This window comes from uncultured Eudoraea sp. (assembly GCF_947490415.1).
Classification (GTDB): domain Bacteria; phylum Bacteroidota; class Bacteroidia; order Flavobacteriales; family Flavobacteriaceae; genus Eudoraea.
The window spans coordinates 194,681-212,457 of the sequence record NZ_CANLGX010000002.1; the positions used below are offsets into that span (position 1 = coordinate 194,681).

Annotated in this window: 16 protein-coding genes; 14 read left to right on the forward strand and 2 right to left on the reverse strand. The window is 33.7% G+C overall.

The genetic code is table 11. The features are described 5' to 3' along the window. The first annotated feature begins 131 nt into the window (after positions 1 to 131). The 12 genes from Q0874_RS05825 (at position 132) to Q0874_RS05880 (ending at position 14,158) form a co-directional block, all read left to right on the forward strand. On the forward strand, positions 132 to 1,004 hold the full coding sequence (locus Q0874_RS05825) for a sulfotransferase (protein ID WP_299160565.1): 873 nt from the start codon (positions 132 to 134) through the stop codon (positions 1,002 to 1,004). After that, on the forward strand, positions 1,001 to 1,756 hold the full coding sequence (locus tag Q0874_RS05830; protein WP_299160567.1) for a sulfotransferase family 2 domain-containing protein: 756 nt from the start codon (positions 1,001 to 1,003) through the stop codon (positions 1,754 to 1,756). The genes Q0874_RS05825 and Q0874_RS05830 overlap by 4 nt, the downstream gene beginning before the upstream one ends. Then, the gene (locus tag Q0874_RS05835; RefSeq protein ID WP_299160569.1) at positions 1,746 to 2,669 is read left to right on the forward strand and encodes a sulfotransferase; all 924 of its coding nucleotides are present in this window, start codon (positions 1,746 to 1,748) and stop codon (positions 2,667 to 2,669) included. The genes Q0874_RS05830 and Q0874_RS05835 overlap by 11 nt, the downstream gene beginning before the upstream one ends. Positions 2,670 to 2,876: 207 nt before the next feature. Beyond that, positions 2,877 to 4,085 (forward strand): hypothetical protein, encoded by a 1,209-nt coding sequence (locus tag Q0874_RS05840; RefSeq protein ID WP_299160571.1) that lies wholly within the window; start codon positions 2,877 to 2,879, stop codon positions 4,083 to 4,085. Positions 4,086 to 4,087: 2 nt separating this feature from the next. Beyond that, a complete protein-coding gene (locus tag Q0874_RS05845) occupies positions 4,088 to 5,017 on the forward strand; it encodes a glycosyltransferase family 2 protein (RefSeq protein ID WP_299160573.1) in 930 nt (309 codons plus the stop codon). Further along, entirely contained in the window at positions 5,014 to 5,913 is a 900-nt protein-coding gene (locus tag Q0874_RS05850; RefSeq protein WP_299160575.1) for a sulfotransferase, read from the forward strand. The genes Q0874_RS05845 and Q0874_RS05850 overlap by 4 nt, the downstream gene beginning before the upstream one ends. A gap of 12 nt (positions 5,914 to 5,925) precedes the next feature. Next, on the forward strand, positions 5,926 to 6,747 hold the full coding sequence (locus Q0874_RS05855) for a sulfotransferase domain-containing protein (RefSeq protein WP_299160577.1): 822 nt from the start codon (positions 5,926 to 5,928) through the stop codon (positions 6,745 to 6,747). After that, on the forward strand, positions 6,737 to 7,834 hold the full coding sequence (locus Q0874_RS05860) for a glycosyltransferase family 4 protein (protein ID WP_299160579.1): 1,098 nt from the start codon (positions 6,737 to 6,739) through the stop codon (positions 7,832 to 7,834). The genes Q0874_RS05855 and Q0874_RS05860 overlap by 11 nt, the downstream gene beginning before the upstream one ends. Next, positions 7,831 to 8,940, forward strand: coding sequence for a DUF1972 domain-containing protein (locus Q0874_RS05865; RefSeq protein ID WP_299160581.1), 1,110 nt, complete (start codon positions 7,831 to 7,833; stop codon positions 8,938 to 8,940). Before Q0874_RS05860 ends, Q0874_RS05865 begins: the two co-directional genes overlap by 4 nt. Positions 8,941 to 9,043: 103 nt before the next feature. Further along, complete coding sequence (locus tag Q0874_RS05870; protein WP_299160583.1) at positions 9,044 to 9,763, forward strand: sugar transferase; 720 nt, start codon at positions 9,044 to 9,046, stop codon at positions 9,761 to 9,763. Between the two features lie 571 nt (positions 9,764 to 10,334). Continuing rightward, entirely contained in the window at positions 10,335 to 11,462 is a 1,128-nt protein-coding gene (locus Q0874_RS05875) for a cellulase family glycosylhydrolase (RefSeq protein ID WP_299160585.1), read from the forward strand. Positions 11,463 to 11,830: 368 nt separating this feature from the next. Beyond that, positions 11,831 to 14,158: a tyrosine-protein kinase family protein gene (locus Q0874_RS05880; protein ID WP_299160586.1), complete on the forward strand. Its 2,328-nt coding sequence runs from the start codon at positions 11,831 to 11,833 to the stop codon at positions 14,156 to 14,158. A 152-nt stretch (positions 14,159 to 14,310) separates the two neighbouring features. On the opposite strand, the gene Q0874_RS05885 is transcribed toward Q0874_RS05880, so the two are convergent. Both Q0874_RS05885 and Q0874_RS05890 read right to left on the reverse strand, forming a co-directional pair. After that, entirely contained in the window at positions 14,311 to 14,946 is a 636-nt protein-coding gene (locus Q0874_RS05885) for a DUF6515 family protein (RefSeq protein WP_299161705.1), read from the reverse strand. Beyond that, positions 14,898 to 15,080 carry a hypothetical protein gene (locus Q0874_RS05890; protein WP_299160591.1) on the reverse strand — a complete coding sequence of 61 codons (183 nt, stop codon included), beginning with the start codon at positions 15,078 to 15,080 and terminating at the stop codon, positions 14,898 to 14,900. Before Q0874_RS05890 ends, Q0874_RS05885 begins: the two co-directional genes overlap by 49 nt. 34 nt (positions 15,081 to 15,114) lie before the next feature. On the opposite strand from Q0874_RS05890, the gene Q0874_RS05895 reads away from it, so the two are divergent. Together Q0874_RS05895 and Q0874_RS05900 are read left to right on the forward strand one after the other, a co-directional pair. Further along, positions 15,115 to 15,282: a hypothetical protein gene (locus tag Q0874_RS05895; protein WP_299160593.1), complete on the forward strand. Its 168-nt coding sequence runs from the start codon at positions 15,115 to 15,117 to the stop codon at positions 15,280 to 15,282. A 118-nt stretch (positions 15,283 to 15,400) separates the two neighbouring features. Beyond that, on the forward strand, positions 15,401 to 17,098 hold the full coding sequence (locus Q0874_RS05900) for a carbamoyltransferase C-terminal domain-containing protein (RefSeq protein WP_299160595.1): 1,698 nt from the start codon (positions 15,401 to 15,403) through the stop codon (positions 17,096 to 17,098). Positions 17,099 to 17,777 lie beyond the last annotated feature (679 nt).

A 17,777-nucleotide genomic window follows, 5' to 3' on the forward strand; every position in this document is an offset into this window, starting at 1 on the left:
ACAAGTCATATCAGATTAATAGGAGTTGCTTTTATATCTAAGCCAGGAATTACAATATTAAATCTTAGTTTGGTTATATATGTTGTTAGAATAATAGGAATAAAAACGTACTATTTACCAGGATTTAAAATATGAAAAACAGATGTAAAGCTCCTGTAATAATTATTGGAATGCACCGATCGGGAACTTCTATGCTAACGAGGTTTATGGAAGAATCGGGAATTTTCATGGGAAGTAAAAAAAGTATGGGAAAAAATGAAGAATCATTTTTTTTTCAAAGAATTAATGAATGGATTCTGTATCAAAAGAATGTAACATGGGATAACCCTTACAATCTTCAATTCTCGAATGAACATATTAATAAGAACATTGTTAAGGTAATTCAAAAAAGAATCGCCTCAAATGCAAGTAGAATATATTTTGGAGGAAAGTACAGACTATGGGGAAATAATTTACTAAACTATTCAAAGCGTTGGGGTTGGAAAGACCCTAAAAACACACTTACAATGGATATATGGTCATCCATATTTCCCAATGCTAAAGTTATACATATATATAGGAACCCAATCGATGTGGCAAATAGTTTACATATAAGAGAATTAAAAATAGAATCTGAATTCAAGACTACCTTAAAGACTAAAATAAAAGAAAAATACTTAGTTAAAAAGCCAATATATTCACAATCTTTAAGAGTTAATAATATTGAAGAAGGGATTAAGTTATGGGAAGAATACATTGCTGAAGCATTAAAAGCTGAAACTTATTTTAAGAATGTAATACACCTTGGTTATGAAGAATTTCTGACTAAACCAGTAGAGAATTTAAAAAAACTATCGATTTTTCTTGGTATAGAAGTAGACGCTGATTTAATAAGATCTATTTCTTCCAAGATAAATAAAGACAGAATATTTGCATTTACAGAAAATGAAGAGTTGCGAAAAATATATACAAGGCATAAAAATAACTCACTATTCAATAAACTTAACTATTCTAAAATAATATGATTATTAGCCATAAATATAAATATATTTTTATTGGACTACCATTTTCGGGTTCTTCAGCGATTTCCAAGGAATTAATTGAGCAATATGAAGGGGAGCCATTATTTCATAAACATGCTAATATACCTTTGCTACATAAAATAATGCCCTCATTAAATTTAGAGGAATACTATATTTTTGTAGTTGTTAGAGATCCATTAGAAATGTGTTTTAGTGTTTATAATAAACATTTAGCTAATCCCTACAATACGTTTACAGATTCTCAATATTTTATTGAAAATGGAGGATTTGTTTCTCAGAAAGCAAGAAAATTTTACAAAAGAGTTCAAGCTCAAAAAATGACTTTTGAGGATTTTTTGAAAGCTAAATATCACTTAGCTCCCTATGATGACAACCTAACAATAAACAGTAAATATTTAGACGGTGTTCTCCGCTTTGATCAGCTGACATCTGATTTTGAAAATTTACTTTTAAAATTAGGAATTACCCCTCAAAGAGAGTTGCCCGTATATAACAAGACAAACAAAAAAACTAAAGATTATATTATTTCTGAAAAAACATTTCAAAATATTTTTTCTGCTTTCATATTACAACACAAAGCCTTATTTAATGAAATGCAATATCCTAAACCAACGATAATGAATATTGTAAGATTTAAAATAAAGTCATATTTGAGGTTTTATAAGGTTTTAAAATATGATCTCAAACAGATGAACAATTCCTTTTCTATAAAAGATTTAAATAATGAAAGGTAAATTACCTAATTTATTTATTGTTGGTGCTGCAAAGGCGGGAACAACATCATTATACAACTATTTAAAACAGCACCCGGATGTCTATGTTTCTCCAATTAAAGAACCTAATTATTTTGGTTCAGATATAAATTGGCATAATTTCAGAGAGGACTACAAAATAAGTACAATGATAGACTTTCAAAAATACTTCTCCCACCATGATCTGGATGAAAAACATAATGCATTTTTGGATAGTAAAGAGAATTATTTAAAACTATTCAGAAACGAAAGGGGTGAAAAAGTTTTAGCAGAATTCAGTACATCCTACCTATACTCAAAATATGCGGCAAGTGAGTTACATACATTTAATCCCGATGCAAAAATTATAATTCTGGTTAGAGAGCCTGTATCCAGGACTTTCAGCCATTTCTTTATGGATGTTATGGGAGGGCGTCAAAACACAAAATGTATTTTACAGTCTTTAAAAGAAGATTTTGAAAATGAATCTAAAGGATATGGCATTACTAATCTATATATAGATATGAGCTTATATCATGATCAGATTGAACGCTATCTTAATGTTTTTCCGAGAGATCAGATCTTAATAACTTCATTTGAGCAATTGTCAAAGAATCCGACTACTTTTATGAATCAAGTCTTTGAATTTGCCGAACTTAACCCAAAGGATTGTCACTTAAATTTCGATACGAAATTTAATCAAACGGTATTACCTAAAAACAAATTAATTGAATTCCTACTCCAATATAAAAATCAAATTCCCAAACCACTTAATAAACTGGGAAAAAAATACAAATCAGTATTTTTTAAAAAGAAAAGGAACAAAATAATTCCGAAAGATGCTAATGAATATGTCGAGAAAATTGTGATAGAGGACTGGATCAAAACAAATGAACTAATTAAAGAAAGGAGATGAGTTCCAAAAAAAATTATAATAAAATAGGAATTGGTACTTTTGGTGGCGGTGGTACTAGAGTTGTTGCTAGAAATATTAGTTAATTGATATTAATTTTGATGATAATTTCAACAATGCTTTAGATAATTTAATATTTACAAAATTGTCTAAAGATCCTGAATGGAATAAATCTATTTACATTTCTAAGGTCGGTTTAATCTGGTATTTATGGTAAATAAAAAAAAGTGGGTTTTAATACTATTACTTTTACTGGTAATTTGTGTTTTTGGAACTTTTGGACTTACACCAGGGGCTAGATTATCTACCTATTTCCTATTGTTTTTAAGTACAGTTGGGCATTTTCTTTTCTTTCGATATCGAAAAGTCATTTCAAAAAAAATTAAATATTGGTATTGGATTGGACTTTTTTTGATGTTCATTTCTATAGTAACAACCCATATTTATTATGGTCAGTCTTTGGTATCCGGTTTTGTTGCCAATGTGGATTTTTACAATATTGGGAGTATAATATTGTTTGTCTATTTATTTCAAAAATACAACATTACATTTCCTGATTTATTTGGCATACTAACTAAATCCGGTTGGGTTGTTTTGGTAATCATAGCCTTTATGGCCATTACTGATTTTGCCTTTATTAACGAATCTGAATTAACCGGAAAGATTGTTGTGGTAAGTGCGGGGAAAGTAAGTAAAGGGTTCATCAATTTTATTGCGATTTATTGGTTTTCCTTATTCCTGTTTAAAAGCAATTATAAATATCTGTTCTATTCCCTGCTGTTTTTTAGTGCAAATCATTTTTTAGAGATACAGCGCTTTAGTTTCCTAATAACTTTATTTGTAATGGGAGTCGGGTTATTTAAATATAGAAATTTAAAATCAAGATTTAAACTTATAGTACCTGCATTATTTTCAATAATATTTCTAGGGATCTTCCTTTTCAATTCCGATGATGGCACAGCTGTTTTAGATAGATTTTATGAGGCTTCAAAAATTGTTACCGGTAATGCGGATATTATTAGTGATAGCTCAACATCTATCAGGATTTTTCAAACCGAATTCGCTCTAGAGCGGTTTAAGATAAATCCTTTTTTCGGAAATGGTTTGGCACGAGCCAGTGAGGTGGCTAAGGTAATTGGTGAAGATGTTTATTTTTATGTTTCAGATATAGGATTATTTGGAGTCTTGTACGCTTTTGGGTTATTTGGAATATATGTGTTTTTAAAACAAATAAAAGTACTTTGGCAACATCTTTTTGTTAAACGATCGAATCAATTTTATACTTGTGTGGTTTTAGCTTTATTATTGCTTATGGTATCTACTTTATTGACGGGTTCGAGTATTTTGGGTTATACTACCTTTTTTCTATACGTGTGTATGCTTCAATTATCCTCTTCATTGATACAAAGGATTAATTAATTATGGTTAAGAAGTATAAAACTGTAATAATATTAGTCAATTATAACGGTTTTGAAGATACCGAGGCTTGTATAAAAAGTATCGCAGATGTTAATGGAGAATTGCCTTTTATTATAGTGGTCGATAATAACTCTAAAGACCAAGCGAGTCTTAAAATATTACACCAAATTTATGATCCATTACATATTATTATGAATGATAACAATATTGGTTTTGGCAGGGCCAATAATGTAGGTATTCAATGGACTCAGAAAAATCTGGAATTTGAATATTTGTTATTATTAAATAATGATACACTTATAGAGCAAAATACTATTGAGCAGTTGATCAAACCATTTTTGCAAGATCCTAAAATTGGGATAACCACAGGGAAGATTATGTATGAAGCCGATAGGGAATTGGTTTGGTATGGTGGAGGAGATATAAACTACTTCAAAGGATGGCCATTAATTGCTGATTTAAATAGGCAAGCTACTCCTAATGGAGCAAATATGTCCCGCTACATTTCTTTTGCATCCGGGTGTCTAATGATGTTTACGTGGGATTCACTTGTAAAACTAAAGGGATTTAACGATAACTTTTTTATGTATTGCGAAGATTTAGAATTATCAATTAGGGCAAGGAAGTTAAACGTTAAAATATATTATGAATCTGAAGCCAAAATATTTCACAAAGTAAATGCCAGTATGTCAAATAGATCCAATATTACTGGAATAAAAATTAATAATCCAAATCTTGATTTTCAATTTTATAATAAAAAAGTAAATCAATTTTATGCTATGAAGATTCATCTGAAAACTGTTGATTTTTTATTGTTTAATATTTATTTCTGGTTCAAATATATTACTCAGTCGATACTCTTCATTTTAGGAGGAAGGGTATCTTTTATTAAAACTTCGTATAAAACATTAGTAAAAATAATAATTACATGATTGGAAATTTAATTATAGGAGGAGTCCATAAGGCAGGAACGACATCTTTATTTTCCTACTTAATGGACCATCCTGAAATTTGTGGATCTACTAAAAAAGAAATTCATCATTATACACCTTTAAGATATAAGGGCAATACAAAAAGTTTAGATCATTATAATAGTTTTTTCTCTCATTGTCCAGTTAATGCTAAATACATGCTAGACGCCTCCCCTAGCTATTTATATGGAAATGAGAAGATAGCTGAAAGATTATTTGGTGAATTAGAAAATCCTAAAATATTATTTGTTTTACGTGATCCGGTAAAACGATTTATTTCATACTATAAACATTGTGAAGGAAAGTTTATAATTCCGAGAAATACCACTTTTAAAGAGTTTTATTCTAAGAATTTGAAAAATTATAAATTACAGGACATAGACGATCCATTTTTTAGGGGTTTACGGGAAGGAATTTATATAGACTATTTGAGGTATTGGATAGCTAATCATAAAAGTAATATTAAGGTGCTTTTTTTTGAAGATTTAATTGATCGCCCAAAGGAATCGTTGAATACCATATGTGAGTGGATAAATATAGAAGCTAATTTTTATGAAAATTACAATTTTAAGGTTGAGAATAAAACCAGTAGATATGGTAATAAATATTTACATCAAATAGGAATTTTTATTAACGGCAAATTTGAATATTTCTTTAGAATTAATAGAACGCTTAAAACATTCTTAAAAAAATGGTATTCCAAGATTAATGTTGTTCAAGACATTTATATAGATGACGATACAAAAGATGACCTTAGAATATTTTATAGTCAAAAAAACAATGAATTAAAGGATTATTTAATCGAAAATGGATATTTGGATCTGCCGAGATGGCTTACTAAAAAAAGAATCGAATAACTAATTAAAATTTTGAAAAAACCGAATTTATTTATTTTAGGTGCTCCAAAATGTGGCACAACCTTTTTATTTGAAACATTCAAAAGGCATCCAAGGATATTTTTACCTCGAATTAAGGAGCTCAATTATTTTTCATTTTATCAGTTAAAAATACATTCGTATTATAAAGATTTAAAGACAAAAAGTCTAAATAAGTATTTGAGGTATTATAAGAAAGCAAAATCTGAAACTTATTTAGTTGATGCTAGTGTGTCCTATTTTACTTTTGATGAAGTTCCCAAAGCAATTAAAGAATTTAATTCTGAAGCAAAAATAATATTCATGGTAAGGAATCCTTATAAGAGGGCTTTTTCTCACTACTTAATGGACAAGAGAATGGGCTATGCTCCTAAACCATTTTCAGAATATCTGAATGATGAAAGTACTTTCCATTTCAGGCAGTATGTTCATAATAGTCTTTATTATAAAGAGATTTCTAAGTATTTTGAACACTTTGATAGAAGCAATATTCTTATTTTGGAATTAGAATCCTTAAAGGAAAATTACACTTCTATTTTTCAATTTCTGAATATAGCCCCTATTGAAATTAATTTTGAGGAAAAAGTTAATGAAAATAAGAATTCAAGGAATTGGATTGGCAGAATTGTTCAAAAGAACAGAGGATTTACTGAAAGAACAAAACTGCTGTTTCCGGATTCATTCTCAAATAAATTTAAAAGCTTGCTTTACAAAAAAGCTGAAAAATGCGAGCTGAGCTCAAATGACTTTATTTCGTTACAATCATTTATTGAAGAGGATTATATGAAGTTTAAATCCTTAAATAATGACCATTAGCATTATAGATCCAGTTGGGGGTCATGGCGGTATGGATTATTATGATTACGGACTGGCATCCGGTCTGGGAAGTAATGAAGTAGTAGTGCTGTATTTTACCTGTGCGAATACCAAAGAGCGGGAATACCCTAATGTAAGCACACAAACTACTTTTCACAATATTTGGAAGTTTACAGGATTTATCAGATTATATTATTTTTTAATGGGTTACTTAAAGTCGTTTAGACTTTCAAATAAGGAAAAAACAAAAATATTTCATTTTCATTTCTTCGACCTTGGCACATTAAATTTTATAGTATTGCTGATGGCATTTTTTTTTAGACAAAAAAAGGTGGTCACCCTGCACGATGTTGAATCATTTTATAAAAGATCTAATAAGATTGTTTCTAACCTATGTTTACAACTTATTGATGGTATTATAGTGCATAATCATTTTTCAAAAAATGAATTTGAAAAATCCTTTAAATATACCAAAGAAATTACCATTATTCCCCATGGGAATTACCTGCCATTTGTATCTGTTTTACAGGAACCAACTATTGATAAGATAATTAAATTATTGTTTTTTGGACAGATCAAAGAAGTAAAAGGATTGGATATCTTATTGAATGCCATGGCGATAGTAGTTAGGGAGAATCCATATTTTAAACTTACCATTGCCGGTAGGCCCTGGAAAACGGATTTTGGCCAATATAAAAAAATGATTGTGAATTTAGATTTGGTCAATTTTGTGGAGAGTCATATTCGGTTTATTGAAGATGATGAAGTTGCTTCCTTTTACGAAAATGCTGATGTTGTAGTATTGCCCTATAAGCACATTTACCAAAGTGGTGTCCTATTTTTGACACTGTCCTATGGAAGAACTGTTATTACATCGGATCTTGAACCATTTAAAGAGGTGATAAGACATAATGAAAATGGATTCAATTTTCAATCTGAAAATCCGGAAGCGCTTGCCAGTTGCATTCTGAATCTAAACCAGGAAAATATTTTGGAGACAACACACAATGCAGCTAAGTTGATCAAAGATAAGTTTGATTGGATCAAAATTGGCCAACAAACAATAAATTTTTATAACACCTTATGAAAATTGCAATTATTGGAACCAGAGGAATCCCTAATTACCATGGTGGCTTTGAACAGTTTGCAGAATACTTTTCTGTTTATTTAGTGAAAAAGAACCATGAGGTCTGCGTGTATAACTCCTCTGACCATCCATACCAAAAACCCACCTGGAAAGGTGTAAACATCATCCATAAAATGGATCCTGAAAAACAGATTGGTACCGCAGGTCAGTTTATTTATGACTTACATTGCATAATAGATTGCAGGAAACGAGGCTTTGATGTGATATTGCAATTGGGCTATACCAGCAGTTCAATCTGGGGATGGTTATTACCAAAAAAGGCCATAGTTATTACCAATATGGATGGTCTTGAGTGGAAACGAAGTAAGTACTCCAGGCCCGTACGAAGATTTTTGAAATTTGCGGAGAAGTTGGCCGTAAAGACAAGTGATTATTTAATTTCAGATTCAATAGGAATAAAGGAACATCTTAAAACATCCTATAAAGTAGATTCCGAATATATCGCATATGGCGCTGATTTATTCAGTACTCCATCGGAGCAGCTGCTTGTTGAATATGGAGTTGACAAATTTAATTACAACATGCTCATTGCCAGATTGGAACCAGAGAACAATATAGAAGTTATTCTTGATGGCGTTGTGAAAAGCACCTCTGATCAAATTTTTCTGGTAATAGGTAAGCACGAAACTAAATTTGGGAATTATTTAAAAAATAAGTTTAAAAATTATAGCACCATTAGATTTTTAGGCGGTATCTACAATTTAGAACACCTGAATAATTTAAGACATTGGTCTAATCTTTATTTTCACGGTCATTCCGTGGGGGGAACAAATCCATCCTTACTGGAAGCTATGGCTTCCAGTTGTTTTGTAATAGCACATGATAATGTATTTAACAGGAGTATATTAAGAGAGAACGCTTTTTATTTTAATAATGAAAATGATATTGTTGAAAGAATGGGGTTAACAAAGAAAGATCATATTGGATTAGTCCAAAAGAATATGGATAAAATTCAAAATGAATTTAATTGGCAACGTATAAACCAGCAATATGAGCAGTTTATTATTGATTCTTGCAAAGTTAGAAAAAGTGAAATATTAAAATGAATTATTATTGGCTAATAATTTCCGTAAAAAAGAGTGAGTTAATATAGATCATTTTAAATATTCCATTATATCCATTCGATTTGAACTAATTAGTATTATTTAAATGAATAAATTAGAACCGAAAGAGGCATTTCCTTATAAGAAACCCGGCAAAGAGATAAAAACTAAATATGAACATATTTTTCTTATCAAGGAACCTTTAAAAGACAGATTGCCAAAATTATTATTTGATAAAGTTTTGTCTTTTACTTTTTTATTGTGTGCCACACCAATACTAATTTTATTGAAAATAGCCTATACAATTGAAGGTATACTAATACCGGAAAACAGGGGTGATATGCTTTTTAGTTATAAGGCAATAAGCAGAGGGGAAGTAATTGATAAGTACAAAATACGGTTAATTAAGAATAAATATATAGATCAGGAAGGAGCGAAACGTGGCGACTGGCATGCGTTTTCAGCTGAATGGGATGAAGACAGCAGAACGTATGTTGGGCGGTTTGTTAAAAAATTCTATTTAGATGAGATCCCTCAATTTTATTCTGTTTTAAAAGGAGACATGAGTATCGTGGGGCCCAGGCCACTGGCCATTCATCATTATGAAAGGGATTTAGCTCAGGGCAATGTAACACGCACTCTATTAAAAGGCGGTTTACTGGGATTGGGGCATGTAATGAAGGGAACGCCGGAGATGGGAAATCCCAAATATGAATATGAATATATCGATCAATATTTAAAACGCTCCCCAATGGGATTATTGCAATTGGATCTGAAAATAATCAGTAGAGGAGTGAAAGTGATATTGAAAGGTAAAGGTTTATAATCCTGGGAACTTTACACAACAAGTATAATTGAACAAACAATTTTGATTCTTCCGAACCGGAATAAATTATTTATGGTGATATAAGCAGAATTCTTCATGAAATGAATCTAGTGGCTAAATGGACAAAAGAATATAATAAATGGGTATATGTTGGAAAGTGGAAACAAATAGACTGATTATATTAAAATACACCTATATCATTTTACTAGACTAAAATGCCCACTGATATTTTATTTAATTCGCATTTGAAATGATGTATAGAAATCGTTCAATGCGTTAACAATGTCCAGTAGTTGATGCTTATTAGTATAAAAATCAGCCCCATTGCAAATACTATGAACTACTTGAAAAGTATTATTGAGCAAAATGCATTCCTGTTTTGTCCCTTCTACATCGATTTACGGATATACTAAGTAAGAAATATGAGTTGCAGACATCTTTATAAAAAAAAATTTCGTAAATAGTCTTTGAAGGTATGTAAGCGTTGTACATTTAAAAAGGCATAAAACGAAAACAACTGTTTGCCTCCCTATCATATCAACCAGGTTTTTAATGATCATATATGAGTAATATGAAAACACTATTAATACTACTTTTTGCTTTATCCGTAGGTCAATGTAATGAGGATGAAGAATTACTTTTAGTACAAGAAGATAAAAAATTGATCGAGAATATAGAAGAAGGGGATCTCCTTGAAAACGATAAGCCTTTGAATTGGCCCTGGCGTGGAATAGTTTCTTCGCCCCGTGATACCTCCGTTATAAATGAGCGCATCATAAAAGAATTAAAGACCCAGGGAATAGACGCAATAAGATTGGTTGTCGAAGTAAAACGTTTTAGCATCAAAAATAATGTATCCGTTGAAGTGGGTATGGACCAACATTTGCAATGGGTAGAGAAGGTAATTCAATGGTGCGCTAAGGAGGATATTGTTGTTATTTTGCACTCAAAGGACTTCCCGCTTGACCCCTTGAAAAATTTTAATCATACGTCTTCTGAATTTTGGGAATCGGAAATTGAACTGAACGCTGCCATAAGCTATATTAATGATCTGGTCCTAAAGTTTGATAAGTATCCAAATGTAGTGGCGTATGATTTTTTTTCCGAACCAGTTGTTAAATCTATATTTGGTCCTAAAAGGCCTGAGATCTGGTTCGATTTTTTTAATAGAATATTAAATACAATTAGAGTGCATTCTAATAAGTACGTTGTTTTTTCCCCCGGTCCTTGGGGTATGGCAAAAGGTTATTCCGATTTCAAAGAACCCTTTGATGATAATAAAATTATTTATGGTTTTCATTTTTATAATCCTGATGCCTATACGCATCAAGGAATAAAAAAAAGGACAGAAGTTTTTAATTATCCCGGCCAGATAGGCAAAATTTATTGGGATAAAAATAGAATACGTGATAATATGAATGTAGCAGTTAATTGGGCAAAGGAACATAATAAATTGCTCTATGTTGGAGAATTTAGTGTAGTGCGATGGGCAGAAGGGAAAGATCAATATCTTGAAGATGTTCTCAATGTATTGGAGGAAAATAAATTAGGATATACATATCACAGTTTGAATAATTGGAAAGGTTGGGATATGAATTATGAAGAAGTTATTAAGGGAAGCAAAAAACTAATAAAAATCACTGAGAAAACGAGAACAAGGCAAATCCTGGAAAATTTCTGGAAGCTAAATGGACAGTGATAAAAGAATCGTCTAATTTATGAATCTATTCTTAATGAAAAGAATTTATAGGTAATTTTAAACAAAAATAAATAGCTAGCCAGATCTCTAAAATTTACTTTAGGAAAAGCATTTGTCTTTAACGGGTTTAACCTTAGAAATAAACCGGATCAAATTTCATTTTTAGTAGGAAATCTTTTACTTATAAGTTCTTAAACCCAAATTTAGCAATTTCGGAAGGGTCTTATCCAAGTCGAAGCTCCCACTGCTTTTAAAATCGCAAATAAAAACTTAAACAAAATATCATATTTGGCATAAAGTTAAAGGATAAGGCGTTTCGCAAATCTTTCCTTATTTTTACATGCTAGAGTTGAAATTTGAATAAAAAAATGAAAGAAGCCCCATTTAGTTTAGATTTTAATGACGAGGAAGAGTCATTTGCACTTAAAGAAATTATTTTAAAATACCTGCGCCATTGGCCCTGGTTTTTAGGGGTAACTTTGGTAAGCATGGCATTGGCCTATGTGTACACAATTTACGTGCCTAACACCTACGAAACGGTGGCAAAAATTAAAATGGTAGATGAATCCATGGAGTTAAATGTGGCTTCCAATGGCATGGCCATGTTGGGACGGAATAGCAACATAAATTTGGACAATGAAATTGAAGTCCTCAGATCGTACCGCTTGTTAAGCCAGGTAGGGTCGGACCTGAATTTGAATATAAATACCTACCGGGTAGAAACCATTAAAACAATACAGATCTGGGATCCTCCCTTTGTGATCACAGCCGTCAGGGAGGAAGCTTTATTGGGTATTCCCAGGGCCTATACGATAAGCCTGAGCCCTTCCAAAATCACGATTAGCGATGAAGAAGACGGGATTTTTAATGTTAGTCCGGACGCGACAGACATCCCTCCGGAGGGCTTACCTTTCAATATAGCACTCAACGAAAACACAGATGCGGATTACGAAGGCACGGAATTTAAAGTAGTGATAAGGCCCATGAAAGATGCTATAATGGGTCTTGCTGAGGCGTTGGAGATCGATGTCACCAATAGGGAGAGTGATATTGTATCGCTAACCCTCAAAGGGCAAAGCCCGGAACGCTCGGAGGCCATATTAAATGCCATCATCGCTAAATTTAATGAAGATGGGATCCTGGACCGGCAACTGGTTTCCAGGCGCACCATGGAGGTGATAGACAAGAGATTTGTAAACCTTGCCTCGGAACTGGATTCTATAGAAGTTGGGAAACAGGATTTTAAACAAAGCAACAGACTCTCCTATATTGAAGCCGATGCCGGGATAACCCTGCAGCGGAAATCGGAAGCAGAAGATCAAGTAACAGTATTGGAAAACCAGATATCCCTATCTAAATTATTAAAGGAAACGGTAATTAACCAGGCGGAATACAGTTTATTACCAGCCGATATTGGGTTGGAGAATTCGAGTTTAAACAGTCTGGTTGCCAATTATAATGAACTGGCCCTGGAGCGGGATAAGCTGTTACCCAATGTAGGGGTAAACCATCCTACATTACGGTCCATTTCCGGGCAGTTGGAACGGGGTAAGGTAAATATTATTAAATCTGTAAATGTCTACCAGGCCCAGTTAAGAACTTCCCTGAGTCAGTTAAGACGTGAGAGTAGTCGTGCGGGTGCCGTATTCTCGGAACTTCCTGAGCAGGAAAAAATGCTTCGCGGCATTGAACGGCAACAAAGCATTAAAGAACAACTCTTTCTTTTATTGCTTCAAAAACGCGAAGAGGCGGCCATTAATATGGCAACGACCACCCCATCCATAAAAGTGGTAGATTACGGTTTAACTAATAGTAAACCAGTATTCCCAAAGAAAATAATAATTTACCCTTTGTCTTTGGCGTTAGGGATGTTTCTGCCTTTTCTGGTACTGTTTATTAAGTTTTCATTAGATACCAAAATCCATGATCGCACCGATTTGGAAAAGTTATGTCCGGATATTCCTGTACTGGCAGAAATTCCATTTTTAAAGGGAGCTAAAAGTATTAAAGGTTTGCATGACCGCTCTATCCTGGCAGAATCGTTCAGGATGTTAAGTACCAGTATTAATCATCACCTGCCTGAAAAAGAAAAGGATATAGGGCAGGTACTTTATGTAACCTCTGCCATAAAAGGGGAGGGAAAAACATTGGTGGCATTTAATCTGGCATTGGCTTATGCCAGTTTAAAAAAACGGGTACTGCTCGTTGGGGCCGATCTCAGGAACCCCCAGCTTCATACCTATTTGGATATTCTTAAAAAGGCGAAAGGACTTTCTGAATATCTTTCAAACCCTTCTATGAACTGGCAGGATGTCATCAATGAAGGATTTAGTGACGAACTAAACATTAAGGTATGTTATAGTCGCCAAATGCCCCCAAATGCCCCGGAACTACTTTCGGGCAAAGGCTTTGAAAAGTTTATCAATGCTGCTAAAGAGGAATTTGACTATATTATCGTGGACACCGCTCCCACCTTATTGGTAACAGATACCATGCTGATCTCTAAAGCTGCAGACCTAACGCTCTTTGTTACCCGTGCAGGGTTTACAGACAAGAAATTGCTGGAGTATTCCAAAAACCTGAACAAGAGCAAAAAGCTGCAGAATATGGCTTACGCCCTGAATGACGTAGGCTTTGGAAAAGCAAGGCATTATAATTACGGGTATGGGTATGGGTATGGTTCGGAGAAAAAATAATCTAAGCAGAATTAGCTAAGGCTATTACAGGTCAATACTTCGTGCTGCTTTCCACTCCTAAAACTCAGACTAATTTGGTTAATTGCAGTCTCAAACTTCTATATCCGGGAATATAGAATCACCTTTTAAAACTAGAAATTAAAATGTGGTGTCTATTCCTCCTCTCTTACATCTACAATCTCATACATATTTTCCCCATCCAGTTGTATAGGCTGGTAGTAGGTCTCCCCAAATTTTACATAGGTCTGATCCCCTATTTTTACATCTTCACCACCTTCCGGTAGATTAGGAACAATTGTACATGCCGTGGCAGGAACTACCGTATAACCCTCGTCTGACTTTTCATAATACGCCCCACCATAGTAGTACTTATTGGTGGTCTCATTCACTTGCACCACTTCGGATTCTTTGGGAATTGTCTCAACGGTTGCCCCAACAGGAGCCTGCACCACCGTATATCGGCCGCTGGATGACACATAGTAAACCCCCTGATTATAATGATATTGCTGACTCTCAATACTTATGATAATTGCCGTAGTTGCGATTGTAGCTACAAAAAAGCCCCAGGGATGCCAAACCGGCCCCCAGTAAAACCGACGATAAGGATGATGATAATAGGGCCTGTGGCAATAGTAAATACGACCCCCATACCTGTAAGGAGGTCTTACATACGCACGCCCACCGGCTCGTACATAGGTATTACCCCTGTTAATATTTACGTTTCTACTGTTATCTATGTTTATATTTCTATTACCACTATTAGTTCGGTTTCCACTATTGCTTTTAATTTCTGAAGTTCTTTTTCTTTCATTAGAAGTATTTGGTCTTGTTGTAGTCCCGGTTCCTGATCTATCTGATGTCCTTTGTCTGGGAGTAACATCCCTTTGCTGCGTACTTGGGGTTCTGGTATAACTTCGATCATTTGTTCTGTTCCCCCGTTAATAGACCTGGACGGTGTGTTGTTGGACGTAGAAGGTCTTGAAGTAGATGAACGCTTGATCGAGTTCTCAAAAGGCTTGTACAGCACCAAGAAATTATTTAATATGGCCTATGTGCTTAACGGCACGGGGAAAGGTAAAAAACAGGGCTATAATTATGACTATGGCTATGGAGCTCAGGAATGATTCGACCAATTTTGTGGCGGTACTAAATCCTAATCACTTTATTTAGACGTTTTCCGTATTTCGACCAAGCTAATTTATATATTCGTAATCCGATTAATAAAGATTTAAAAATTATTTCATGATTATATTAGGATTGAATTATTATTTCCACGATTCATCGGCATGTATAGTAGTTAATGGTAAATTAATAGCAGCTATAGAGGAAGAACGCCTAAGCAGAGTTAAGCATACACAGGAGTTTCCACATAATGCTATTGAACGCTGTCTTAAAATTTCAAAATTGAGTTATAGCGATATTGATCATATTGCCGTATCTATTAAACCATCGCATAATTCCTTCAAAAAACTCATTTATTGGGTATCCAATATAAAAACTAAAAAAACACTTAAGTCTTTTCTAAGGTTTGAAATTATTCGCGGCTTTAGAAATCAAAGAAGCTTTTGGAATTGGTTTAAACATCATTGGGAAAGCAAAAAGAAGGGTCCAGAGGTACATTTTATTCCACATCATTATTGTCACGCCCCGGGATCTTTTTATATTTCTCCATACAAGAAGGCTGCTCTATTAGGTATCGATGGTTCAGGTGAATGGGCTACCACCTGGTTAGGGTATGGTATAGATAATACAGTGGAGTGTTTAGGTGAAAGTTTCTTTCCACATTCCCTCGGTTCATTTTATGAATCGGTGACTCAATACTGTGGTTTCAAAACTGCATACGACGAAGGTAAAACAATGGGGTTAGCACCAATGGGAGATGCTGATGTCTATAAAGAGCAAGTGGGCAAAATGGTTCGCGTAGATAAGAATGGGAAATTGCATGTCGATCTCAGTTATTTTAATTTTCAAAATTTGGAATGGCAGCGACTTTCCCCTAAATTCTTTAATGAGTTTGGAGAAGGTCGAAAACAAGGAGAAGAATTTACGCAACGTCATATGAACATGGCTGCAACCTTCCAAGAAGTGTTGGAAGATAGGGTATTGGAAATTTGTGATATATTATATAAAAAAACAAAGGCAGACCACCTTGTTATCTCTGGAGGTGTTTCCTTAAATAGTGTCATGAATGGAAGGATTGTACGTGAGAGTAAGTTTAAAGACGTATATGTAATGCCTGCGGCTGGTGATAATGGTACCTCCATAGGAGCTGCCTACTACTTATATAATGGTATCTTTAAAAAACCCAGAGATTTTGTTCATCTAGATCCCTATGTAGGTACCTGTTATACCAACGAAGAAATAGAAATGGTATTAAAAGGCGCAAAATTAAATTATGAGTATTTTGAGGACATTGCGGAAAAGGCTTCTTCATTACTAGAAAAGGGCAAAATAATAGGATGGTTCCAGGGAAAGATGGAAATTGGACCAAGAGCCTTGGGCAGCCGGAGCATTTTGGCAAACCCTACCTTTCCTGATATGAAGGACAAAATTAATTCTGAAGTTAAGTTCAGGGAAGCCTATCGTCCTTTCGCTCCTTCTATTATTTTGGAAGCTAAAAATGATTATTTTGATATAGAAGTTGAAGCCCCTTTTATGCTAAAAGTCTGTAGTGTTTTAAAGGATAAACAAACCATCATTCCGGCAGTGACCCATGTAGATGGTAGTGCTCGCTTACAAACAGTAAATAGGGAATTACATCCCAGATATTACGATGTGATTAAAAAACTTGGAGATAAAACCGGTGTTCCGGTAGTTTTGAATACTAGTTTCAATATTCAGGGTGAGCCCATGGTTGAATCCCCAAAAGATGCAATTCGCTGTTTTTTTTCAACAGGATTGGATGCACTAGTAATAGGTAATTACTTTTTAACTAAATAACAATTGAAGAACAATATATTGGAAATAAAGCATCAGTTACAAAATTGACATTGGCGGCCAATTCAATGTTCATAGTCGTAGGTCTTAATGTTAGAGGTTGTTATTGTTCTTCTTGTCATCATTGATACTGTCATTACTATTACTATCAGTCCTAGTATAGCAGCTTGATAAGGGGTTCTGGCATCTACTCTATATGAATTTATAAAGAATGGCGATGACCATCTATATCAGGCAAAACTTATAGAAACTTTTAGTAATGGTCCCAGTTCTCATTTTATGTGGAAATTAGATGCATCCATAAAAAAAGCTGAACAATTATTACTAGATCTTAACTACGAGGCAGTAGAGATGGCCTATAATAAATATCCAGACAGCTCTACTGGGCTTTTGAAGGAATCTTAAAACTCTCCAAACAAACCGATCACCGGAAGTTTATCAAGGCTTGTGAAATCGCTATCAAATGTACGAAGTACTCCTAATGGATTTTTAAAGCGGATCTTGGAGAACAAAATGGTAGAGGTTACCGATGATTGCGAAGTAGCCCAAAGTTCATTGCCAAAACCAAGAAATTGAGGAATATGGCCTATGTCCTTAATTGATGTAGGTTTTGGGAAAGCAAGGCATTATAATTACGGTTATGGTTATGGTTCTGAGAAAAAATAATCTAGGCAGAATTAGC